This window comes from Psychrobacter sp. 1176_08, from assembly GCF_052850615.1.
This window is the reverse complement of record NZ_VXCU01000012.1, coordinates 1-22216: the sequence shown is the minus strand read 5'-3', so window position 1 is coordinate 22216 and position 22216 is coordinate 1. Positions and strand designations below refer to the sequence as shown.

Annotated in this window: 19 protein-coding genes; 7 read left to right on the top strand and 12 right to left on the bottom strand. The window is 41.2% G+C overall.

What is annotated here, in order from left to right; translation table 11 throughout:
• The first annotated feature begins 143 nt into the window (after positions 1 to 143).
• Both msrA and tmpT read left to right on the top strand, forming a co-directional pair.
• Positions 144 to 665, top strand: coding sequence for a peptide-methionine (S)-S-oxide reductase MsrA (gene msrA / locus FW759_RS13255; protein WP_095569706.1), 522 nt, complete (start codon positions 144 to 146; stop codon positions 663 to 665).
• A 137-nt stretch (positions 666 to 802) separates the two neighbouring features.
• Complete coding sequence (gene tmpT, locus FW759_RS13250) at positions 803 to 1468, top strand: thiopurine S-methyltransferase (protein ID WP_443531134.1); 666 nt, start codon at positions 803 to 805, stop codon at positions 1466 to 1468.
• A 31-nt stretch (positions 1469 to 1499) separates the two neighbouring features.
• Here tmpT and FW759_RS13245 read toward each other — a convergent pair whose 3' ends face one another.
• Positions 1500 to 2105, bottom strand: coding sequence for a retron system putative HNH endonuclease (locus FW759_RS13245; protein ID WP_443531135.1), 606 nt, complete (start codon positions 2103 to 2105; stop codon positions 1500 to 1502).
• Positions 2092 to 3645, bottom strand: a complete 1554-nt coding sequence (locus FW759_RS13240) for an AAA family ATPase (RefSeq protein ID WP_446443227.1) — start codon at positions 3643 to 3645, stop codon at positions 2092 to 2094. Before FW759_RS13240 ends, FW759_RS13245 begins: the two co-directional genes overlap by 14 nt.
• 295 nt (positions 3646 to 3940) lie before the next feature.
• Between FW759_RS13240 and FW759_RS13235 the strand changes: the two genes are divergently transcribed.
• A complete protein-coding gene (locus FW759_RS13235) occupies positions 3941 to 5413 on the top strand; it encodes a lytic murein transglycosylase (RefSeq protein WP_443531138.1) in 1473 nt (490 codons plus the stop codon).
• A 127-nt stretch (positions 5414 to 5540) separates the two neighbouring features.
• On the opposite strand, the gene FW759_RS13230 is transcribed toward FW759_RS13235, so the two are convergent.
• The 4 genes from FW759_RS13230 to FW759_RS13215 form a co-directional block, all read right to left on the bottom strand.
• Positions 5541 to 5840, bottom strand: coding sequence for a hypothetical protein (locus FW759_RS13230; protein ID WP_443531139.1), 300 nt, complete (start codon positions 5838 to 5840; stop codon positions 5541 to 5543).
• 245 nt (positions 5841 to 6085) lie between these two features.
• Positions 6086 to 7072 (bottom strand): DUF4062 domain-containing protein, encoded by a 987-nt coding sequence (locus FW759_RS13225; RefSeq protein ID WP_443505801.1) that lies wholly within the window; start codon positions 7070 to 7072, stop codon positions 6086 to 6088.
• Between the two features lie 165 nt (positions 7073 to 7237).
• Complete coding sequence (gene murI / locus FW759_RS13220) at positions 7238 to 8107, bottom strand: glutamate racemase (protein WP_443531149.1); 870 nt, start codon at positions 8105 to 8107, stop codon at positions 7238 to 7240.
• Positions 8108 to 8433: 326 nt separating this feature from the next.
• On the bottom strand, positions 8434 to 9147 hold the full coding sequence (locus tag FW759_RS13215; RefSeq protein WP_446443226.1) for a DUF1285 domain-containing protein: 714 nt from the start codon (positions 9145 to 9147) through the stop codon (positions 8434 to 8436).
• 405 nt (positions 9148 to 9552) lie between these two features.
• Between FW759_RS13215 and FW759_RS13210 the strand changes: the two genes are divergently transcribed.
• On the top strand, positions 9553 to 11403 hold the full coding sequence (locus tag FW759_RS13210) for an electron transfer flavoprotein-ubiquinone oxidoreductase (RefSeq protein WP_443531141.1): 1851 nt from the start codon (positions 9553 to 9555) through the stop codon (positions 11401 to 11403).
• A 180-nt stretch (positions 11404 to 11583) separates the two neighbouring features.
• On the opposite strand, the gene FW759_RS13205 is transcribed toward FW759_RS13210, so the two are convergent.
• Positions 11584 to 13080 (bottom strand): alanine/glycine:cation symporter family protein, encoded by a 1497-nt coding sequence (locus FW759_RS13205; RefSeq protein ID WP_446443225.1) that lies wholly within the window; start codon positions 13078 to 13080, stop codon positions 11584 to 11586.
• 880 nt (positions 13081 to 13960) lie between these two features.
• On the opposite strand from FW759_RS13205, the gene FW759_RS13200 reads away from it, so the two are divergent.
• From FW759_RS13200 to FW759_RS13190, 3 genes are all read left to right on the top strand, one after another.
• Complete coding sequence (locus tag FW759_RS13200) at positions 13961 to 14221, top strand: DUF4212 domain-containing protein (RefSeq protein WP_062845570.1); 261 nt, start codon at positions 13961 to 13963, stop codon at positions 14219 to 14221.
• Between the two features lie 4 nt (positions 14222 to 14225).
• Positions 14226 to 16094, top strand: coding sequence for a sodium:solute symporter family protein (locus tag FW759_RS13195; protein ID WP_062845571.1), 1869 nt, complete (start codon positions 14226 to 14228; stop codon positions 16092 to 16094).
• Between the two features lie 159 nt (positions 16095 to 16253).
• Positions 16254 to 16793 (top strand): hypothetical protein, encoded by a 540-nt coding sequence (locus FW759_RS13190; protein ID WP_443531142.1) that lies wholly within the window; start codon positions 16254 to 16256, stop codon positions 16791 to 16793.
• A gap of 104 nt (positions 16794 to 16897) precedes the next feature.
• Here FW759_RS13190 and FW759_RS13185 read toward each other — a convergent pair whose 3' ends face one another.
• The 5 genes from FW759_RS13185 to FW759_RS13165 all read right to left on the bottom strand — a co-directional run bounded on the left by FW759_RS13185 (position 16898) and on the right by FW759_RS13165 (position 21832).
• The gene (locus tag FW759_RS13185) at positions 16898 to 17503 is read right to left on the bottom strand and encodes a rhomboid family intramembrane serine protease (RefSeq protein ID WP_443531143.1); all 606 of its coding nucleotides are present in this window, start codon (positions 17501 to 17503) and stop codon (positions 16898 to 16900) included.
• Positions 17504 to 17542: 39 nt separating this feature from the next.
• Positions 17543 to 18595 carry a 5'-nucleotidase gene (locus FW759_RS13180; protein WP_446443224.1) on the bottom strand — a complete coding sequence of 351 codons (1053 nt, stop codon included), beginning with the start codon at positions 18593 to 18595 and terminating at the stop codon, positions 17543 to 17545.
• Positions 18596 to 18942: 347 nt separating this feature from the next.
• Positions 18943 to 20232, bottom strand: a complete 1290-nt coding sequence (locus tag FW759_RS13175; RefSeq protein WP_062845575.1) for a TRAP transporter large permease — start codon at positions 20230 to 20232, stop codon at positions 18943 to 18945.
• Positions 20229 to 20756, bottom strand: coding sequence for a TRAP transporter small permease (locus tag FW759_RS13170; RefSeq protein ID WP_062845576.1), 528 nt, complete (start codon positions 20754 to 20756; stop codon positions 20229 to 20231). The genes FW759_RS13175 and FW759_RS13170 overlap by 4 nt, the downstream gene beginning before the upstream one ends.
• A 17-nt stretch (positions 20757 to 20773) precedes the next feature.
• Positions 20774 to 21832: a TRAP transporter substrate-binding protein gene (locus FW759_RS13165; protein ID WP_443531146.1), complete on the bottom strand. Its 1059-nt coding sequence runs from the start codon at positions 21830 to 21832 to the stop codon at positions 20774 to 20776.
• Between the last annotated feature and the right edge of the window lie 384 nt (positions 21833 to 22216).

Genomic DNA, 22216 nt, shown 5'->3' with positions numbered 1-22216 from the left:
GAACGTAGCAAAAGCCCATTATAACATTACTGTTTGTTACTTATCGCGACTAGATGCCCTGCTAAGCTAAATGCGTATTGCTGAGTGACTAGTTAATGAGTGACTGGCACTTGGCTCATACTTATAAAAATAAGGAAAAAATTATGCAAACCATCGTATTAGGCGGCGGCTGCTTTTGGTGCACCGAGTCGGTATTTTTATCTATAAAAGGCGTACAGTCTGTCGTATCTGGCTATATGGGCGGAGATGCGGTTTCTGCCAACTATAAAGATGTCTGTAGTGGCAATACTGGACATGTCGAAGTCATCAAAGTCGAATTTGATGAGTCTGTCGTGCCATTAGAAGTAATCCTTGACGTCTTCTTCGCGACACATGACCCAACCACAATGGATCGTCAAGGCAATGATGTCGGTAGCCAATATCGTAGCGTCGTGTTTTACACAGACGAAGATCAAAAACCAACAGTTGACCGCACTATTAATAAACTGCGTGATATGGGTCTTAATATCGTCACAGAAGTCCATCCTGCAATTGAGTTTTTTGAAGCAGAGGACGAACATCAAGACTTCTTTAACAGAAATCCGGGCCAAGCGTATTGCAACTTTGCAATACCGCCAAAGCTTGCCAAACTGCGTAAAGAGTTTAGTCAGTATATGACAAGTTGAATGAGTGATTAAAAAATCATGCTCAATACTAGCCAAACGCTTATACAATAAGTGTTTGGCTTTTTATTGGGTTCAGCCTTTTCAAATAAGACGTTATTATAAAGATATCAACAGATAACTATAGGTAGGCGTAAATTATGAATCCCGAATTTTGGCAAAATCGTTGGCAAGAAAAGCGCATCGGCTTTAATCAATCTGCAGTTAATCCGTTGTTAATAAAACATTGGTCAGAGCTAAACCTGCCAGCTGGTAGCCGTATTTTTGTGCCTTTGTGTGGCAAATCAATCGATATGGTTTGGCTAGCAACACAAGGTTATGATGTGGTCGGTGTTGAATTGGTGGAATCGGCCGTACAAGACTTCTTTGGGGAACAAAACATCGAGCCGACTATCCATCAACATGCAAAAAACCCAGATATTAAATGCTACCAAGGAAAGCTTCTAGGTCAAAAAGTAGAGCTATGGGTCGCGGATATCTTTGCATTAACGGCTGAAAATATCGGAATTGTTGACGCAGTTTATGATAAAGCGGCACTGATTGCTCTTCCAGCTGATATGCGTTCCAACTATAGCGAACAGATAAGCGAAATTAGCGGCAATGCGCCACAGTTACTAATAACGCTTAATTACGATCAAAGTAAAAAGGATGGGCCGCCCTTCTCTATCAATCATGAGCAAGTGCAGCAATATTATGGCAATCACTATCAGCTCTGTGAGCTAGCAAGTGAACCCGCCTCTATAGGATCTGCACCTGAATTAGAAGTTACGGAGCATATTTGGTTGTTGAGTAAATCAGAACTATAAATAATGTATCAGCTATCTACTTAGCACTCACTCATTCAGTCAATTTTTTGACAATATATTTAAGTTCACTTCTTTGCCCTTCATCGGGTAGATACATTAAAAGCATTTCAAGAGCATTTTTATTTTCTATTTTTATAGGTGGCTTGTAAGGAAGGTCATAACCAAAGACCTCGCCCATCATAGTGAACAGGTTTTTGCGATGTTGACGAGCTTGACGACTGTTCAAATTTAGTATTTCAATAGATTGAACACCCCGTTTACTTTCAGCTTCTAACTCCCCTGCAAGGTTTAGCTTTATTTCGTTGTCACACTCATCCATAAGCGGCGTTAAAGGTAATTCTTGACTACCTTTAGCATTGTCACACTGCTTAGGCGTTCTACAGCTTAATAATAAATTGTGATAGTCAAAACATTTATGGGGATAGTCATTACGACTTTGTAAATGTTCAATAGTGGTATTTTCTTTGCCAAGACTTTTACAGCAATAACAGCAAACTCCATGCTGCTCATCATACAACTGCTGACGCAAAGGCGCTTTAATAACTTCTGGAATTTCACCCCAATTCTTAGTTCTATACTTCTTAAAACTCTTTTCTGTTTCAAGTGGCATTGAACCTAATTTATCAATCTTCTGCATGACTGGACTCATCTTTATGGTTATTTGCCAATTTAGATTGAGCCAAAAGCAAGCGACATTTCAATAGTTCTAAATGGTCAGATGGCAGTTTTTCAGCTAGCTCTGTTATACAATTTTCCGCTGTCACATAATCATGCTTACTGATAGCGCGGCGAATCACGTTCAATTGTTCCTCTACCTTACTGTCACGAATATCTACATCAAATATTTTGGTAAGCACTGTATTCGCATCTTCACCATAGACATTAGGCATTTCTGTCAATTCACCATCGTCTAATGAGTATAATAAAATATCATTACGGTCACTGATAACATGTGGCGAATGAGTAGTTAAGATGAATTGCACATTGGGGAAAGTTTTGACGAATTTATCAATCAAGTCATGCTGCCATTTTGGATGAAGATGCAAATCGACTTCATCAATCATGACCACGCCTTCGCCATCTAACGGATTATCAAGGCTAGGATTAAGTATGACTAAGCGACGCGCAATATCACCAACTAATGCTAATAAAGACTTTTCGCCTTGTGATAGTTGATTGACATCTAATTCTTCATCGTCTTTTTCTACTGTCATTTTTGGTTTATTCAGCCGGCGAATGCGAATATTTTTAAAATTAGTAAAACGCTCAATTGCTTTTCTAACGTGTTCTAGTTGACTTTTGAAACCATTTATAACTGATGCGGCTAGCATATCAGATCTTATCAAAAACTGATTTATCTCACTCTGTTTATAGTCTATCTCAGCGGTTATTTTAGATAAGCTACGATATAGAAACACTTCTTTTTCAGTTCCCACATCATTTATAATTCCCTCGATAACTTCCTTTTCCATTTTCAACTTATGCAACTGATTTTCAATACTATCTAACTCTTTAGACTGAATTTTATCTTTGCTTATCTCGTTCTCAACATCTTCGTTATCGCGAAACCATTCAAAGAACTCTTCGTAATTACTACCTGCATTTGAGAAGTCCTTATAAGCTGATAGCTGATCTAATACAAAACTATAGCTAGCTTCTATACTATTAATTTCGACATTTCTGTCGATTGTATAGTTTGCTATTAAAGGCAAGCTTGATTTTCTACTACCTCCAAAAACTTTTACATATTTTTTAATTAAGTAATTAAACCCATTATCACTTGTACCGTAAACAGCTGGTTTTAAAATATCCTCTCTAGTTACATTCAAGTTAAAACCTTTTACTTCGTTATTCATATCAGAAAATAACAATTCCAGATTAACTCTGTCTCTATTTTTCTTAATTCTATATTGATCGATATATTCCCCTTCATGTGGAAATACTATGGTATCTCTGTCTTTCATAGTATTAGAAACTGATTCTTCAGTATAATATAGTAAACCATTCACAAACCAGCTCAGTCCAGTCGCTAACGCCTGCAAAATTTGCGACTTGCCAGCTCCATTATTACCCACGATAACAGTGACATTACCCATCTTCTCAGCAGTTGGTGAAAAGTCGATGTTTAGGTCTTCAAATCGACCATAGTTCTGTAGATGTAAGCGTTTAACTTTCATTTTTATTTTTCTCTTTTATAGAGTGCAATATATCAATGCAATGCTCAGACTTGGTCTTGGCATAACTTTCTGCCAATCAGTATAACAACTTAAGAGATAATTGAGGGATACTATTAGCCTGAGAAAAGTCTCACTTTAATCAGAAACCCTCTCCCAATATCACGGTAACGTCAGCTTATAGTAACTGAGTGCTGCGATACCTTTTCTTTATTATTGAGATTGGTTACTCTAAGTCCATACTGCCTTTAATCGCTTTTATCTCCATTCACGATTTCGATGCTTATAGGATATTTTCATGCGTTTGACTCCTTTCTCTACTTTATCGCTGCTTAGTATGGCAGTTGGCCTCAGTTTTGCCAGCACAGCACAAGCTGCGCGGCCACCAGCACCAGACTTATCCAACAGTGAGTTTCAACAATGTCTGGATAGACTGCAAAGCTCTAGCAAATTTAGCGGCGTCAACAGCTCTACGTTTAATAACTATCGCCCTACCCAGCCCGATCCTAGTGTGATTCAATCGCTCAACTACCAACCTGAATTTCAAAAAGACGTTTGGGATTATCTATCCGTACTCGTAGATAAAGAGCGTGTCGAAGATGGTATCCGAGCTAAGCGTCAATGGCGTGATACACTCCGTCAAATCGAATCGCGTTATGGAGTAAAAGCTGAGCATGTCTTAGGGGTATGGGGTGTCGAATCTAACTTTGGGCAAACCTTGGGCAAAAAACCCTTATTTGAGTCTTTAGCGACGCTATCCTGCTTTGATCGTCGTCAAAGCTATTTTCAAGGGGAGTATGCCAACGCCCTAAAAATCGTACAAAACGGTGATATTGCACCGAATGACATGACAGGCTCTTGGGCAGGTGCCTTTGGTCAAACGCAATTTATGCCGAGCACTTTTTTAGAATTGGCCGTGGATTTTGATGGTGATGGTCGCCGTGATTTGGTCAATAACGTGCCTGATGCCTTGGCTTCTACCGCCAACTTCTTAGACAAACGTGGCTATCGTACGGGCGAGCCTTGGGGTTATGAAGTCAAATTACCTAGTGGATTCTGGGCAGCCTCTAATCGCAAAGACAAAAAATCTATCAGCCACTGGCGCAACCAAGGCATCACGCTTGCCAATGGTAGCCCATTACCTTCTGACTTGAGCAGCGCAGGCTTATTGTTACCAGCTGGTATGGAGGGTCCTGCGTTTTTGGTCGGTAAAAACTTTGATACGTTTTACTCGTACAATGCATCAGAAAACTACGCATTGGCCATCGCTCACTTATCAGATTTGATCACGCGCGAAGACAGCAGCAAAACCGACTTTGTGACTGCATGGCCGACAGACGATCCAGGTATCAGCCGCCAGCAAGCCAAAGATATTCAGCAGGCATTAATCAATGCAGGTTACGATATTGGCGGTGTTGATGGTATCATCGGAGACGGTACGCGCACAGCTATTCAACAATACCAGTCTAGTCGCGGCATATTCCCAGCCGATGGCCGCGCTGGTCAAAAGTTCTATCGTGCCATTGTTGGCAATACTGCACCTAGTGGCGCTCAATCTACCAATCAATATGCTCAACCATCAAATAGCCAGCCATTACAACCTGCTTCTGCTGACCGTATGGGACAGCTGATTCAACAGCAAACGACCCCTTCTAATACTTACTCAACACAGCCATCAGCTCAACCAGCAAACTCTGGTAATGTGCGTTATCGCCGTGTCACTGATGCTAGTGGTGCTGTGAAGTTGGTTCGTGTGGATGAAGGGTCGTAGTATTAAATGATCTAGTGGGTACAAAAAAGGCCACGCTGATAGAAGCGTGGCCTTTTATATGGTTTATAACATTAATGATTCAAAGCTCTGAAGATCAGTAATGAATGGCAGTTAGCCCGAAAAGAGCCTAGACAATCGGTGGTGGATTCGGTTTGCCATTGTCACCGTTCCAATTCTCACGCGCCTTCTCATCCAAATCGGCTGGCGTTTTTGGCTCCCATTTGCCGTTTTCTTTCCAAGTGGTATCGCCCCAATCGGCATCTTCTTCTTTTCTATCTAGCTCTTTATACACTTGGCTTGGATCAATACCGCGACGCTTCATATCTGCTATTTGCTCTTCTAAAGTATGAAACTTCTCAGCATCATGCATGGACTTTTCTAAACCATCCAATTCTTTTAATAATTCATCATTTTTAGAGTTACTCATGGTGCACTCTCCTTAACTAGTCCGTATTGTTTGATGCATTTATAATTTTAGTACAAGTAATAAAATAAAACTCCTACCTTATAAACTTTATTATCGTCAGTCTCACGCCATTTCACAACCGTCAGCGCGTATGCTTTGTATTACAAAACGTAGTCTTGGCTATACATACATTGATACTATGCTAGACATCCTTCTTATAAAAGCATATTGATGCCGTCAACAGTCAGTACGGGACGATAATAATCTCACTCTTCAGTATTTAACAAACTTTTTGCATAAAACGTCAATTTCCAAAGCTCTTGTGAGACTCGATTGCCATAAGTAGTGAGTTGTATCCAATTTGCACTGACCAATTGCCGCTGCAGTTTATTAAAGTCATCTTGAGAAATTTGACAGCGCGAAACCGCGTGGACGTTTGGCATATCTTGTTTGATATCTTGTTCAGCTTTGGTTGCTATCAAACGATTAATGAAATTTTGCAGTCCATAGCTGGAAAAAGTCGTCGGTATTTTTATCAACACGGTCAGTACTTCCTGCCAAGTTAATATCATGCTTCTAGTAACATCTGTCAAATTACCGCCCTCATAGGCCTGAGCACTGTAATAAATATTGAAAGATTCTTGCAACGCTATTGGTTTGCTAACACTGTCGGTCATGACATCATTATCAAAAGACTCATCTTTTTTGATGGCTTTACTATTAGACAGAAGATCAGAGAACCTTTCAGATACCGTCTGTTTGCTAAACTCAATGAGTTCTTCACTGCCTCTTGCCCAGCCCCCTACCACTTTGTGATGGCTCAATGTATTGTAGTAAGCCTGCACTATAAGTTGGTCGATGTCTTCTTCTGTATCGTAATAATAAAGCTGATTATCTTGTCTAACAACTAACTTGATAAACTCTTGCAACTGACGACTGATACTTGCATCCTGACGATGGTTTTTGATCAGTATGATTAAAGGCTTGGTTTTGGCTTTGGCATTCAAATAGCTCAAATGCATTTGGCTCACACCAGTTTTTTGTACTGTGCCGTAGCTGTCCCCGATTAGCATCAATGCATAATCACAAGAATCGATACATTGTCGCCCATACAATGATGCTTTTGCCAGTTTACTGGACACATCATAAGTCAAAAATGCGCGGGTCTGAAAAAATATGGCTAGTCTGTCTAAGGCCAGTAATTGATCGTTGTCAGCGCATATAACATGGATATGGTAGCGGCGGTTTGGCACAATTACCTCTAGACTTAGGTCGTGACACAATAGAATATGATGTAAGACAAAGCGCAAATATCTTGTTTTTTACAGGCTAGCATATTCTAGTAAAAGTGAGCTCAACTTATTTCGATTAAATCTATACCAAAAGTAAGGCACCTATTTAAACATGAATAATAGCAACTATTTAACATAGTATTGCAATATTGTCTCTTCACCAAGCAGGCGCTGTATCAAAACACTTAGTTTATCATCATATCTTGTGGCATAAAAAGTTAATGGATACTTAATGTCGACATTTGTTTTTTCGTTAATGTCTGAATGGTTATCTTCTGCTTCATCATTAGCACATGCAGACAGTTGGTTCATAGCCAACAGCTGCTTAACTCGCTCAGCAATGGCCTGCCCAGAATCTACGACTTGCATAGACAGCTGTTGCCTTGCGATCTCATCCAACAAAAATGGTTTAAAAAATGGGTAATGAGTACAGCCTAACACCAATTGATCAATGCCATCGTTAGCAAAAGCTTGTAATTGCTGACGCAAGCGTTCAGCGGTCGCATCCTGTTCTGGCATCCCTGCTTCTACCCACGGCACCAGTTGCGGATCAAAATACTTTACAACTTCTGTATGATTGGGTTTTGCAACATTATCAATGACATCATTGAGCAGTGACCCATTTAAGGTGGCTTTAGTCGCCAATACGGCCACAAGACCACTTTTACTCGCCAATACGGCAGGTTTTAAGGCTGGTACTAAACCGACGATCAATAATTGCGGATAACAGCGTCGGGCTTTTTCAAGTGCATAAGCTGAGGCACTGTTGCATGCCATAACAATGAGCTTACAGCCTTGTTGATATAACCACTCCACTGCGGTCAGAGTCAACGCTTCAATATCTTCGCTATCGCGATTACCATAAGGGACATTCAACGTATCAGCATAGTATACGTAACGCTCGGCAGGTAATTGCCGCGCTAAATGTAGATAAACGGATAAGCCTCCAATACCCGAGTCAAACACTCCAATGGGAGAGTTACAGGCGTTAGGCATTGTCCCTGTCTGGGTGGCCACTTCCTTTATATCTACTTCGTTCATTTTTACAGACGCACTGCCTGTGAAAGTATCTGTTCGTACTTTCACGATATTTATAGAATGATTTGCCGTAATATCCATTATCGCTTTCGTATCATTTTTATACACATGTCATCTTCATGCTGTTTATCCAATTCGTAGTATGTATCTAAATAATGTTTATCCAATTAGGAGCACTACCAAATACAGTGTTTAATTCGTAAAATTATAATAGCTAATAAGTGGATTGCAATGAGTAAATTGCTGTGAGAAGGTTACTTTTGCCAAACTCATATCAATGACTTTTAATCGGCTGGCATCGAAATCTGATAAGACTCAGCGCCACTCTGTAAAGTAAGTATCGTTTCGCCATTACATTCTGTTAACTCACCAATCTCAGTCAAATGATAAAAAGTATGACGAGCAATAAGCGCAGTCAAGCCATTCCTAACGGTCATATAAGGTCTTACGGATACTTCGCTTGTTTGATCTTGCTTGTTGTCAGCTCTGACATTTGCGTTATGAGTCAGAGTGGGATTATACGCTTGTAATGTGATGGGATGCTCATTATCTAAACGTATCACATCCCCCGTCGTGGTCGTAAATTCTAGCCAACTTTCATCGTCTTCTTTGACAATACCCACATCATTGATGAATAACGGTGCATCTTCTACTTGGATACGAAGTTTTTGTACTGGCGTCTTTAAGAAATACTCAGCAATACCGTCATGGTCTTCTTTCCATAAGATAGAAGCAAATAAGCTAACCAATGACTCTCTGGTCACTTTTTCACCTTCATGCCACCACTCCCCATTTGATTTTATCACTAAGTCCATGTCTGCTACATTTTGAGGATGCCAATTTTCTAAAGGTGGTATGGCGCGCCCCTCACGTACCCCTGCCGTATCCTTTATATATTGACTGAGTGCGTCGATATCATTTAAATGGGAGGGCTGATTGTTTATGGTCTCAGTGGTCTTTTTACTATTTGCCATAGTGTTATTTATATGGTCATTCATCACGTATTCCTTTACTAAGTAGTCAAAGTTTGGCAAATCTATTATTACTATAAATTTTAGTTTAGGGTATGATTAGCTTTTATCATTTTAGTACCCGTATTATTTCACGTTTACCTTAACACCGTTACTCATAAATGCGTGTCGTGTTTGTGGAATTTTTCTTTTATAATGAGTAACGGTTTTTTATTGCCCTGATAAAGTAAGTGTCGTATTAATGGCACATTTTACGTTATATATTGATATCCTTAGATGAACTGTTTTTGACAGAAATAAGTCGGTTAATCTTGTCAACACGGTTTTTATTGGGCAGCCATATGTCTGAGTAAAGTTAGCGCCGCAAGTCGATTATTCAAGTGTTAAGCTAATGATGCCCTGAGATGAGCCACTAAAAGTTTAGGAGTAGGTATGCAAGAGCAAGACAATCAAAAGCCAGTCATTGATGGTGACACTGTGAATACTGACACAACAGTAGCGACAGAGACGGCAAATCTAGACAAAGTAGAGCAGACCGAAGAAGCGACGGCTGCTGAGGTCGCTGTAGAAGAGCAAACGACCCAACCTGTCGCTGTAGACGACGTAGCACCTGTCGTAGCTGAGCCTGAAGTCGAACGTGAATCTATGGAGTTTGACGTTATTATCGTTGGCGGTGGACCAGCCGGTCTTTCTACTGCTATCCGTTTGCGTCAGCTTGCTATTGAAGCAGGTAACGATGAGTTTATGGTTTGTGTGGTTGAAAAAGGCTCTGAGTTTGGTGCCCATACTCTATCGGGCGCAGTTATTGAGCCACGTGCTTTGAACGAATTGATACCAGATTGGAAAGAAAAAGGCGCACCGCTAAACGTGCCCGCAACCGAAGATCGCTTTTACTACCTAAACTCAGCCACGCGCTCTACCAAAGTTCCAGATGCTTTGATTCCAGCGCCAATGCATAATAATGGCAACTATATAGTCTCACTTGGTAATGTGGTTCGCTGGCTGGCAGTACAAGCAGAAGAGCTTGAAGTCATGATGTTCCCAGGTTTCGCCGCTGACGACATTTTATACAACGATGACGGTTCCGTTCGAGGTATTATAACGGGTGATTTGGGTGTGGCCGCCAATGGCGAAGCCAAGCCAAGTTTTGAGCCAGGTTATGAACTTCTCGCCAAATACACGGTCTTTGCTGAAGGCAGCCGTGGTCATCTAGGCAAGCGCCTGATTAGCCGCTTTGGTCTTGATAAAGACTCAGATCCTCAGCATTACGGTATCGGTTTGAAAGAGCTATGGGAAGTTGCACCAGAAAAACACGAGCAAGGCGTCGTCATGCACGGTCTTGGTTGGCCGTTGACCGAAACAGGTTCTACCGGTGGTTGGTGGTTATACTTTGATGAAAACAATCAAGTCAGCTTTGGACTGGTCGCTGATTTGTCTTACCATAATCCATACATGTCACCGTTTGATGAGCTACAGCGTTTAAAAACCCACCCTGTCATCAAAAATGTATTAGAAGGTGGTAAACGTATTTCTTACGGCGCCCGTGCCTTGACCAAAGGTGGGCTGAACTCCCTACCAAAATTCACCTTCCCAGGTGGTGTATTAGTAGGTGATGACGCTGGATTCCTAAACCCTGCCAAGATTAAAGGCACACATACTTCTATGAAGTCAGGTATGCTCGCTGCCGAAGCAATCTTTGAAGCCACACAGGCTGGGCGTCAACACGATGAAGTTGTTGCTTATAGCACCATGTATAAAGAGTCATGGCTCTATCAAGACAACTACGAATCACGCAATTTTTCGCCTGCGATGCACCGTATGGGTCAATTCATGGGCGGGGCGTTTATCTTTCTTGAGCACAACATCTTGAAAGGTAAAATGCCATTCACTATACATGACAACCTCCCTGATTATGACCAGCTAGAGCGTGCCAATCACGCCTATAAACCGACTTATTTGAAGCCTGATGGTAAATTGGTGTTTGATAAATTATCGTCCGTTTTCATCTCCAATACCAACCATGCTGAAGATCAGCCGACGCATTTGAAATTGACCGACCCTACAGTTCCTATTTCGATCAATTTGCCTTTGTATGCCGAACCTGCGCGTTTGTATTGCCCAGCGGGTGTGTATGAAGTGGTAAAAGATGCCGAAGGTGCTAAGTTTGTCATTAATGCCCAAAACTGTGTGCATTGCAAAACCTGTGATATTAAAGACCCATCACAGAATATCACTTGGGTAACACCAGAAGGCGGCGGCGGTCCTAATTATCCCAACATGTAGACCAGAGTTGCATTGATTTTAGTTTTGATCACTCAATCATACGCCAATAAAAAACCGCTCTCGAAAGGGCGGTTTTTTTATATTTATCTTTTTACACCTATATATAGTCAATACAATCTAAGAATAATGCTTATTCTAGGCAATATTCTTATCTTGAAATGACAATACGAATAGCTTTTATCAATCCGTCCAAGCATCGCGATTGGCTTCATCTCTTAGCTTCACAAAATTATTGGGATCGAATTTTATTTGATCTCCCGTTTTGCCTTCTTTGACTTGACGTTCATAATCACGTAAGACTCTTAGTGCCACTGGAGACAGCATTAAGATAGCAAACAAGTTGACCAATGCCATGAGACCCATTGATAAATCAGCAAAGTTCCAGATTGCTGGTAAGCTAGCGACAGCACCCACAAATACCATACCAAGTACCATGAAGCGGAATATCATGATCATGACTTTGGCATTTTTGGCACCAGAGATAAACTCAAGATTTGACTCGCCATAACTATAGTTGGCAATGATAGAGGTAAATGAGAAAAAGAAAATCGCAATGGCGACGAACGTCACACCCAAATCACCAACATATTGCGATAAGGCCAACTGAGTCAGCTGAATACCTTCTTGTTCAACGTTTGGATCGACCACGCCAGACAATATGATGATTGAAGCCGTTGCCGTACAGATAACAAGAGTATCTAGAAAAACACCCAGCATTTGCATAAACCCTTGCACCGCTGGATGATCAGGATGGCTCTTTGCCGTTGCCGCCGCGTTCGGTGCTGAACCCATACCCGCTTCGTTCGAAAACAAACCACGTTTGATACCATTGATCATGGCCTGAGCGATGCCGTAACCAATCACACCGCCTGCTGCTTGCTCAAAGCCAAAGGCTGATTTGACAATCAAGGCAACCGCCGCTGGAAACTGGCTAAAGTTAGTAACAATGATGAATAGCGCCAATAAAATATATAAAATCGCCATCACAGGTACAATCTTACCAGCAATACGAGCGACCGAACGCAGACCACCAAATACCACTGGCGCAACCAATACGACCAATATCAATCCGGTCATCCATGTTGGAACGCCAAAAGCCTCATTAGTCGCTTGAGCAATCGTATTTGACTGTACACCATTAAATGCCAGACCAAACGCCACAAGCAAACATAGCGAGAAAAATATCGCTAGCCAGCGCATTCCTAGGCCTTTCTCAATGTAATAAGCTGGTCCACCGCGGTACACATTGTCTGTATGAGGCACTTTATAAGCCTGTGCTAGCGTTGACTCTATGAAACTGGTCGACATACCGACTAAAGCCGTCATCCACATCCAAAACACTGCACCTGGACCACCAAGATAGATCGCGATTGCGACCCCTGCTAAGTTACCTGTACCGACGCGCGCGGCTAATGATGTCATTAAAGCTTCAAATGAGCTGATACCACCATCTTTGCGACCTTGGTTCGAAACACGTAATAATTTCCACATATGGCCAAAATGGCGAAACTGAATAAAGCGTGTGGCGATAGTGAAGTAAAGACCAGCGCCAATCAATACGAACATTAATAGTCCATACCAAGGGTTGCTAGCAACCAACCATTCATTGTTTCCCCAAATAATACTGACACCATAATTTACGATGTTATTAAACCAACCAGCTATCCCTTCGGTCATACGGACTCCTCATTTATACTTGATACAGCTTATGTGTTTGTCTTGCAGACGTTACTTTCAGAATATCTAAACCACAAGTGTGACTACTTAAAAAATTTGGCATAAAAATATCATAAGCATTTTATAGATATTCAGCCGTCTGCGGTATCACATTTACTTATCAGTCTATAATCGCTATTTATAAAATAAATGTTATATGTACTTGATATCCTATAGAATCTATTGAGTAACAATTTAACATTATAAGTTAGACAAATTTAGTAATATTCTAGTAACATTAATATTTAGTCTAAGAGAATTTATACTATTTTTTATAATAGTGGATGATATCTATAAATAATTATTTATAGTTGCTTTTATCAGATATTGATAAACTTATTTTTGAACATTTATCCAGACTAGATGTTACCATAAATGATTAGAACATTTAGAACTTCAAACGCTTGTCAGGAAGACAAGTTGTGAAAAAGACAGCGGATTGTCCTGCCCCTTCTTTCTTCCTCGATACACTTTGTGCATTTCAAACGTTATTTTTGATCAAAGTGACCAAAACAACATTTAATAACTTAGCTATTATTTTAAAGTAAATGATTTTTAGTCATCGTAGTGCCATTACGTACTGTTAATCTCATTGTTTATAATGCTCATTTTATAAAGTCGCATGTTTCTGTTTTTTATGACAGGTTAAGTGATAAGGAATAGTCACCGCCTCTCTTATGTTGCTCTTCGCATTATTTGTTTTGAAAAATTCAACACAGACTGTCTATTAAGTAACACTACCCTATAGATACTGCCGTTGTCGTCTACAGATGCAAGACCATCATAATTATTAGGATGAGACCAACAATAATATTTTAGGTAAGACAAAAGGAGTTGCTCTATGGAAAACCACAACGATTCATCCGGTTATTGGCGTGCCAATGTCCGTCTCATTTTAGGTTGCCTAGTCATTTGGGCACTATGCTCTTATGGTTTTGGGATCTTATTACGTCCTCTCTTAGCAGGTATTAGAATCGGTGGTACTGATCTGGGCTTTTGGTTTGCTCAGCAAGGCGCGATTATAGTATTTATGGTCTTAATCTTCTTTTACGCCTGGCGTATGAATAAGTTAGATAAACAATATGGCGTAGACGAGGAATAATGCTATGAGTCAATTTGTAATTAATATTATTTTTGTGGGTCTATCCTTCGCTCTATACTTCGGTATTGCAATTTGGGCGCGAGCTGGTTCAACCAGTGAATTTTATGTCGCAGGTGGTGGTGTCCACCCCGTCGTCAACGGTATGGCAACCGCCGCTGATTGGATGAGTGCTGCATCATTTATTTCAATGGCAGGTATTCTTGCTGCTGGTGGCTATGGTGCCTCAACGTATCTAATGGGCTGGACTGGGGGTTATGTACTTCTAGCGATGCTGCTAGCACCATACTTGCGCAAATTTGGTAAATTTACGGTTCCTGATTTTATTGGGGACCGTTTTTACTCTAAGACTGCCGCTATGATTGCAGTCGTGTGTTTGATTATTGCGTCGACTACTTACGTTATTGGTCAGATGACAGGGGCTGGCGTCGCATTCTCACGTTTCTTAGAAGTCGACAATACGACTGGCCTTCTTATTGCTGCTGTGGTTGTTTTCTTCTATGCCGTACTAGGTGGTATGAAAGGTATTACCTACACGCAGGTTGCACAGTATGTCGTTCTAATCATTGCTTATACTATCCCTGCTGTCTTTATCTCACTTGAGCTGACGGGTAACCCAATTCCAGGTCTCGGTTTGTTCTCAAACCATACCGAATCAGGTATACCTTTATTGACTAAGCTTGATCAGGTAGTGACTGACTTAGGATTTACTGCTTATACCGCTGATGTACCAAATAAGTTAAACATGGTGCTATTTACCTTGTCGCTAATGATTGGTACAGCAGGTCTACCACACGTTATTATTCGTTTTTTCACTGTACCTAAAGTATCTGATGCGCGTTGGTCAGCAGGTTGGGCGCTAGTATTCATTGCGTTACTTTACTTCACTGCTCCTGCAGTAGGTGCGATGGCGCGTTTGAACCTGATTGATACTATCTATCCACAAGGTGTTGAAGCAGAGTCTATCACCTATGATCAACGTCCAGATTGGATGAAAACATGGGAAGAGACTGGCCTCATTAAGTATAATGATCTCAATAATGATGGCCGTATTCAGATGTACAACGACAGTGGACTTGGTGCCGCTCAGTTGGCGCTAAATACTGCTGAAACTGATGGTGGCGATGTTGCCGCTGCTACTGCTGCTGTCGAACAGGCTCGTACTGCACACGATTTAGAAGTCGATGGTCGCTTTGCAAACGCAGGTTGGGCAGGTAACGAGCTTGACGTAAACAATGACATTCTAGTACTAGCTAACCCAGAAATTGCAAATCTTCCACCATGGGTTATTGGTCTTATTGCAGCAGGTGGCCTAGCAGCAGCACTATCAACTGCCGCAGGTCTACTATTGGCTATTTCATCAGCGATCAGTCATGACTTGATCAAAAGAAACCTCAACCCAAATATTAGTGATAAAGGCGAGTTAAAAGTAGCGCGTATCACTATGGGTATTGCGATTGTAGTAGCAACATGGTTAGGTATCAATCCACCAGGATTTGCCGCACAAGTCGTGGCATTAGCCTTTGGTATTGCGGGCGCTTCACTATTCCCAGTACTGATGATGGGTATTTTCTCTAAACGTATTAACAGCCTTGGCGCTATCGCTGGTATGTTAACGGGTTTGATTAGTATCCTAGTGTATATCTTTCTATTCAAAGGTTGGTTCTTCATCAGTGGTACTGCAAGTTTCCCTGATACAGAAGAGTATTGGCTGTTTGGTATCTCGCCATTATCATTTGGTGCGGTTGGTGCTATGCTTAACTTCATCGTAGCATTTGTTGTCTCATATGCTACACCAGCACCACCATTACACATTCAAGAACTGGTTGAAAGTGTTCGCTCTCCACGCGGTGCTGGCGGTGCAGTCGACCACTAAGCGCACGACTGAGGATATATTTTGCGTTAATATATATCACTCACAGGCAGTTGCTGCTTGTGAGTGATTTTTTTATCCTCTATTTTTTACAAAAACTCTTAAATTCTGCTCTACTACAGACGCTTAATTAAAAGCGCTTATCGCATTAAGGAAGATTTTATGCTTTACGAGTTTATCGCTACCATAGCTGCTGGATTTGGTTTGGCTGGGATAGCACTAATCATAACTCACCTCAGCAAACTGGCAGGTAAAAGAGCACCAAAATGGCTTATCCCACTATTTGCTGCCATCGGTATATTTGGCTTCCAAATTCAACAAGAGTATAGCTGGTTTGATCAACAGGTTACGCAACTTCCTGAAGGTGTCACTGTCGTTAAAAAAATTGAAGAGAGTACATGGTTTCGCCCATGGACTTACGTTAAGCCGCAAATACTACGTTTTATCGCCGCTGATATTGGCAATGCTACTGTACAAGTCGATGACCCAGATGTATATTTGGTCAATTTGTATCTGTTCGAGAGACGTAGAGGTGTGCAAAAAGTCTCGCAAGTGATAGATTGCAGCGCCCCCGCTCGGGCAGATTATGTATTGCCTGCAAAAGATAGCACGCTGACTATCGATGAGCATGTTAAGCAGACCACAGCATGGCGATCGTTGGCGAAAGATGATCCTTTATTTACTAGTGTTTGCATGAATTAAAACCAACGTTGCGCTACTGCTTAGAAGCAACGTTATCGTGACCCACATATTTATGACCTGATTCAGTGACATTTATACGATACAGGTTTCATAATGCTAAGCATTTAATAGCGCTGAGAGGTCGCCGAATACGTATGTTTTGAGTTAGCACCTAATAGCAGACCTGCACACAAACCACCAAAATGCGCCGCAAATGAGATGCCTTGTTGCGGCATCAGCCCTTGTTTGATCGTTAACCAGTATCCTGTGCCCATGATAATACAAGCCAGTAAGTAACCCCAGCGTCGGGCAAATACTGCCCCACCGATCATATAACCGAGCATTGCAAAACACAATCCTGACGCTCCAATGTGAATGGACAAGGGCGAGCCAATAACCCATGTGACCACTCCTGATGCGATAATCAGCTTGAGTACAGTACGGTAGGCATTTTTTTCAAACAATCCGAACAAAAACAAAATTTGTAATAACGTTAACGTATTACCCAATAAATGTGAGAAGTTTCCATGCATCGTCCATGATGCAAACACTCCTATCATACTTCCTACATCAAAGGTGCGCGGCACAATCCCAAAGATATTCCACATACCAAATAACAATACATCATTTAAAAAAAACATGCCCCACATTGGTATGAGTACAAACGCATATAAGCCAATGACCTGCTTGATACGTACCATGATCAAGTTGAGCAATTGCTGCCACTTCATAGACGACTTTATCCTTTTGATTGAATTATTAGATATGTTTTAGTGACGTGTGGTAAAAAGCGGTCGCTCTACGGGCTCAAAATCCATTAAGGTTGCATCTTTATCAGGCGTCAAATAACTGTCGCCATGCAACAATGAGGTTGAGTGATAAGGTACCAATGCCGTAGGAATAAAATCACGTGCGGCATCAATATGTTTGATGGAATCATCAAAAAAGATATGCGGGGCAAAGGTTCTCAATACTGCTGTCTTTTCTAAACCGCCCAAGAAAAATGCCATGTCCACATTGACGCCCCACTCTCGCAGCGTTTTAATCGCCCGCAAGTCAGCAGGCGCATTACGAGCGGTGACCAAAGCAATTTTGATTGGAGAGTATTGAAGCCCAGCTGGTAGACGCTCTTGTAAGTTTGATAATTTAATCAGCAATTCAGCATAAGGTCCTTTTTCAATTGGCAAATCACGCATTTGTGTTTCGCGATCATGAAAAGCTCGCAGACCTTTTTGTTTATATAGCAGCTCCCCCGAATCATCAAAAAGCACTGCGTCGCCATCAAATGCAATGCGTAGCTGATTGGTGTCCAACTCATAAGTATTGACAGGGGTCGCATCCAAGATTGCGCAAGCACAGATATTGGCATCTGCAACTTGCTGTGCATCATCACGGTTGGTGGTCAAAAACAAGTCAACATTAAAATCTTTAATATATGGGGCAATTGGACTACCCGAAATAAAAGCGGATCGTGAAATATTCAGTCCATGCGCCAAAATGGCATTAAGTACTTGGATGCCTGTGTCTGGACTGCTTTTTGAGACAATAACGACTTCGACTAACGGCGCTTCGATTTCTGAATCTTGCCCATTTTTGTCTTCACAATACTCGTTCAAATTTAATAAAGCTTTGATCAATGGGTAACCGGCACCAATACTTAAAGGCTCATTCTCACGTTCAGTCATATAATCGCGAAATTCTTTGATAGCGCTTGCCGGTTTTTGCTCCAATAATTGTACTAAATGGTTTTCAGATTCTGTTAAATCAAAAAGTGCGGTTGCAGAAATTGCGACTATTAGCGTGTTACTAAAATCGACTGCCATGACTGTCTCTACTTATCATATAAAAGGGTGAATACGAAAATATCAATCAGTTTACTACATCCATCAGATTTTAGAATGATAAGAAAAGTTATCGTCCTGCCATACACTGTAATCAAAAACCACCTTGGTAACCAAACACTGTCTCAAACAATTTTTGCTATTTATAGTTATTTTGGATGTCGCGTAGGGCATCTTTTAGTTACTCATCGCTATATCAATTCAGTTTACCAACTTTTTGATTTGCCATAAAAAAGCCACATCGTTATGACAACAATATGGCTTAAAAAATAGAACGGCTTATTAAACCGTGGATTTTTAGCTTGTGGGTTTATTACTACGAATAAAACTTACGTCAATAACACCAAAGAGATGGCTGGAAAAGCGACCAAAATGCCCAATCGGATCACATCTGAGACAATAAAAGGTGCGACTCCCCGAAACATGTCACTAAGCTTAATATGCGGTGCCATCGCTTTGATGACAAAAATATTCATCCCCATAGGCGGTGTAATCAAACCCAGTTCTACCGTCAATACAGCAATAATACCAAACCAAACAGGATCAAACCCTAGAGCCACAATGATGGGATAAACCACTGGAATCGTAATAACCAACATGGCTAAGGCGTCCATAAATAGCCCCAGTAAAAAGTACATGACTAGAATACAAATCAGTACAATCATCGGGCTGACCGATAGAGTCCCAATCCAAGTGGCCATTGTATAAGACAGACGTGATACGGAAATAAAATAACCCAACGCCTCTGCACCAAGTAGCATAAAAAAGACCACTGCTGATAGTGCAAGCGTTTCAATGAGTGACTGTTTCAGGCCTTTTAAGCGCATGCCTTTGGCAAAAGCATAGGCCCATGATACAAAAGCGCCAACTGCTGCGCCCTCTGTTGGAGTGAATAGCCCAAAGAAAATACCAGCGATAATAATGATAAAAATAAAGCTGAACGGTATTAAACCAGTCAATGATAGTAGTTTTGCTTTCCAAGACGTTGGTTCACCGCGACGTGCGAGATGCGGTTTCCAGCGTACCATAATCATAACAGTGATAGAGTACATCACCATACCTAAGATGCCAGGCAAAAAACCGGCGATAAACATATCACCGACAGATTGCTGAGTTAAAATAGCATAGACCAGTAATGCAATACTGGGAGGAATCATAATCCCTAACGTACCGCCAGCCGCCAAAACGCCACAGGCAAAACCTGGCTGATAGCCATACTTTTCCATTTGAGGTAACGCGACCTTTGTCATTGTAGATGCAGTCGCCAAAGAAGAGCCTGAAATAGAAGCAAAAATACCAGATGAGCCAATACCTGCAATACCAAGGCTACCTCTTACCCCACCAAATATAGTTCTAGTAGCGTCAAACAATTTGCCAGCCATACCTGAATGAGTCGCAAATACACCCATTAGAATAAATAAAGGAATGGCACTAAAATCATACTTTGCCAAAACATCCACTGGAATGTCTTTGAGCATTTGCAGTGCCCCACTTGGCGCAGTCACAGCACCAAAACCGACCAGTCCCACGCCCAACATGGCCAATGCCACTGGCACTCGCAGCACCACCAATACAATCATGACCAGCAGGCCAATGGCACCAATAATTTCTGGACTCATGCGCCTGTCTCCTCTGCGTCAAAGAACTCGCCCGTTTTAAAAATATTGATGGATTCTATCAGCGAGCGAATGGCAAGCAAAAGGCTCAGAAAGGCACTAAACATATAAATGGGCATCATTGAAACTCTAAGATCTTGAGTGACCTTGCCATACTCTATAGCATCAATTGCACTTTCATAGAGCCCCCACGAGAAAACGATCCCAATGACGAAAAAGCCCAACATAAAGACGCCCATCATGTAACCTTTAATAGTCTGAGGCATCTTTTGAGTGAATACATCGACGATAATTTGTGATCGCTCTACAAAGGCGGCAAAAGCGGCGAGTAAAGCAAATAACATAAAGTAAGAGACAATCTCTACACTGCCTTTTACCGTAAACCCAAACTCGCCACCCGTGAGCTTAAAAATATAACGAGCTGTCACATCTAGCATGGTCGCTAACACGATGATGATAAGACTGATACCGCCAAAAAACTGGCATAACCTAGAGATGAAGGTACTGATTTTAATTAAAAAGATCATGTAATACCTCCAGTAGGCTATACCTTACAGGCTGCGCTAGCAGCTTTGGCTTTTTCATAGACACTATCAGCATCCAGACCTAATGCTTTGACATCACTCAAATATTTCTTAGTACCCTTTTCAAGCGGACCTTTCCAATTTGGATCATTGAGTGGGTCAGGAATCTCGATAATTTCGTCGCCCTTATCTTTAGCCGCTTGTATGGCCATCTGATCATGTTTATCAAATACTTCACCCACTTTATTAGCAAGGGCCATACCTGAATTTTTATCCAAAACTTGTTTCAAATCATCAGGCAGATTGTCGTACTTGTCTTTATTCATCGTCACCATGAGTGCTGAGCTATAAAAAGGAATATTGGTATGGTACTTAGTAATTTCGTCAATTTTAAAAGCCGTTACGGCTTCCCATGGGAAACTGAGACCATCAACAACACCGCGCTGTAAAGAGGTATACATGTCATTTGCAGGTAGACCAACAGGTGATGCGCCCGCACTTTCAATAATGTCACCAGCGACTGCCGAAGGACGACGAATGCGCATACCTTTCATATCCGCAGGTGTACGAATCAGTTTATCAGTAGTATGCAGAGAGCCTGGTCCAGCGCCATACATAAATAGCATATGCGTGTCTTTGTATTCACTGGCAAGCGTTCCGTCTTCATAGAGCGTCTGTAGCATACAACCCATCTGAGTGGCTGAATTTGATAAACCTGGAAGCTCAGTAATCTGAGTCAGCGGAAAGCGACCACTAGTATAGCCATGGGCTTGTGAACCGATATCAATGGTACCTTTAGCAGCCGATTCATAAGTGACGTCAGCTTTCGCAAGACCTGCTGATGGATATAACTCTACTTTTAAGCGACCATTAGAATCTGTTTCTATTTGCTTAGCCCAAGGTTCAAAAACTTCTGTACTAATGGAAGAAGTCGCTGGCCAAAAATGAGAGAAGCGTAAGACGGTCGTATCTTGAGAGGTTGCAGATGATCCATCAGTTGTGTCAGCTGACTGGTTAGAACAGCCAAAAAGGCTGATAGCGGCTAAAGCACCAATTGAAAAAAGAGGAGCTAACTTCATTATCAATTCCTTTTGATAATTGTAGGGGTAGGAACAGCACGTAAATTTAATACTTTGATTCGATAGAAATTACTTTATTTAATCAGTTAACACCTCCGTGTTATTAACTTAAATAAAAAGACTGTTTAAAATTATCAGTTAAAACGATATAAGTCAAATCATTTTAATACGGCTCTATAACGCTATATTTCTTAGGGAAAAGATAATGGTCACAAAACCCAATATCTACTATTTTAGATACAACGATGGTTTTCAAAAATTTATGATTTGAATGAAAAGAAGATATGGCCGAATTGAGATTATGAGCTGGTAAGAATTAGGGCAAGCCTGTATAAAACAGCGCGCAAAGAAAAGCCCCTTGATACGTTAGTATCAAGGGGCTAG

What these genes read in the sequence shown, in the direction of transcription:
- msrA (WP_095569706.1), top strand. Translation starts at nt 144, where the DNA reads ATGCAAACCATCGTATTAGGCGGCGGCTGCTTTTGGTGCACCGAGTCG.
- tmpT (WP_443531134.1), top strand. Translation starts at nt 803, where the DNA reads ATGAATCCCGAATTTTGGCAAAATCGTTGGCAAGAAAAGCGCATCGGC.
- FW759_RS13245 (WP_443531135.1), bottom strand. Translation starts at nt 2,105, where the DNA reads ATGCAGAAGATTGATAAATTAGGTTCAATGCCACTTGAAACAGAAAAG.
- FW759_RS13240 (WP_446443227.1), bottom strand. Translation starts at nt 3,645, where the DNA reads ATGAAAGTTAAACGCTTACATCTACAGAACTATGGTCGATTTGAAGAC.
- FW759_RS13235 (WP_443531138.1), top strand. Translation starts at nt 3,941, where the DNA reads ATGCGTTTGACTCCTTTCTCTACTTTATCGCTGCTTAGTATGGCAGTT.
- FW759_RS13230 (WP_443531139.1), bottom strand. Translation starts at nt 5,840, where the DNA reads ATGAGTAACTCTAAAAATGATGAATTATTAAAAGAATTGGATGGTTTA.
- murI (WP_443531149.1), bottom strand. Translation starts at nt 8,107, where the DNA reads ATGCCTAACGCCTGTAACTCTCCCATTGGAGTGTTTGACTCGGGTATT.
- FW759_RS13215 (WP_446443226.1), bottom strand. Translation starts at nt 9,147, where the DNA reads ATGAATGACCATATAAATAACACTATGGCAAATAGTAAAAAGACCACT.
- FW759_RS13210 (WP_443531141.1), top strand. Translation starts at nt 9,553, where the DNA reads ATGCAAGAGCAAGACAATCAAAAGCCAGTCATTGATGGTGACACTGTG.
- FW759_RS13205 (WP_446443225.1), bottom strand. Translation starts at nt 13,080, where the DNA reads ATGACCGAAGGGATAGCTGGTTGGTTTAATAACATCGTAAATTATGGT.
- FW759_RS13200 (WP_062845570.1), top strand. Translation starts at nt 13,961, where the DNA reads ATGGAAAACCACAACGATTCATCCGGTTATTGGCGTGCCAATGTCCGT.
- FW759_RS13195 (WP_062845571.1), top strand. Translation starts at nt 14,226, where the DNA reads ATGAGTCAATTTGTAATTAATATTATTTTTGTGGGTCTATCCTTCGCT.
- FW759_RS13190 (WP_443531142.1), top strand. Translation starts at nt 16,254, where the DNA reads ATGCTTTACGAGTTTATCGCTACCATAGCTGCTGGATTTGGTTTGGCT.
- FW759_RS13185 (WP_443531143.1), bottom strand. Translation starts at nt 17,503, where the DNA reads ATGAAGTGGCAGCAATTGCTCAACTTGATCATGGTACGTATCAAGCAG.
- FW759_RS13180 (WP_446443224.1), bottom strand. Translation starts at nt 18,595, where the DNA reads ATGGCAGTCGATTTTAGTAACACGCTAATAGTCGCAATTTCTGCAACC.
- FW759_RS13175 (WP_062845575.1), bottom strand. Translation starts at nt 20,232, where the DNA reads ATGAGTCCAGAAATTATTGGTGCCATTGGCCTGCTGGTCATGATTGTA.
- FW759_RS13170 (WP_062845576.1), bottom strand. Translation starts at nt 20,756, where the DNA reads ATGATCTTTTTAATTAAAATCAGTACCTTCATCTCTAGGTTATGCCAG.
- FW759_RS13165 (WP_443531146.1), bottom strand. Translation starts at nt 21,832, where the DNA reads ATGAAGTTAGCTCCTCTTTTTTCAATTGGTGCTTTAGCCGCTATCAGC.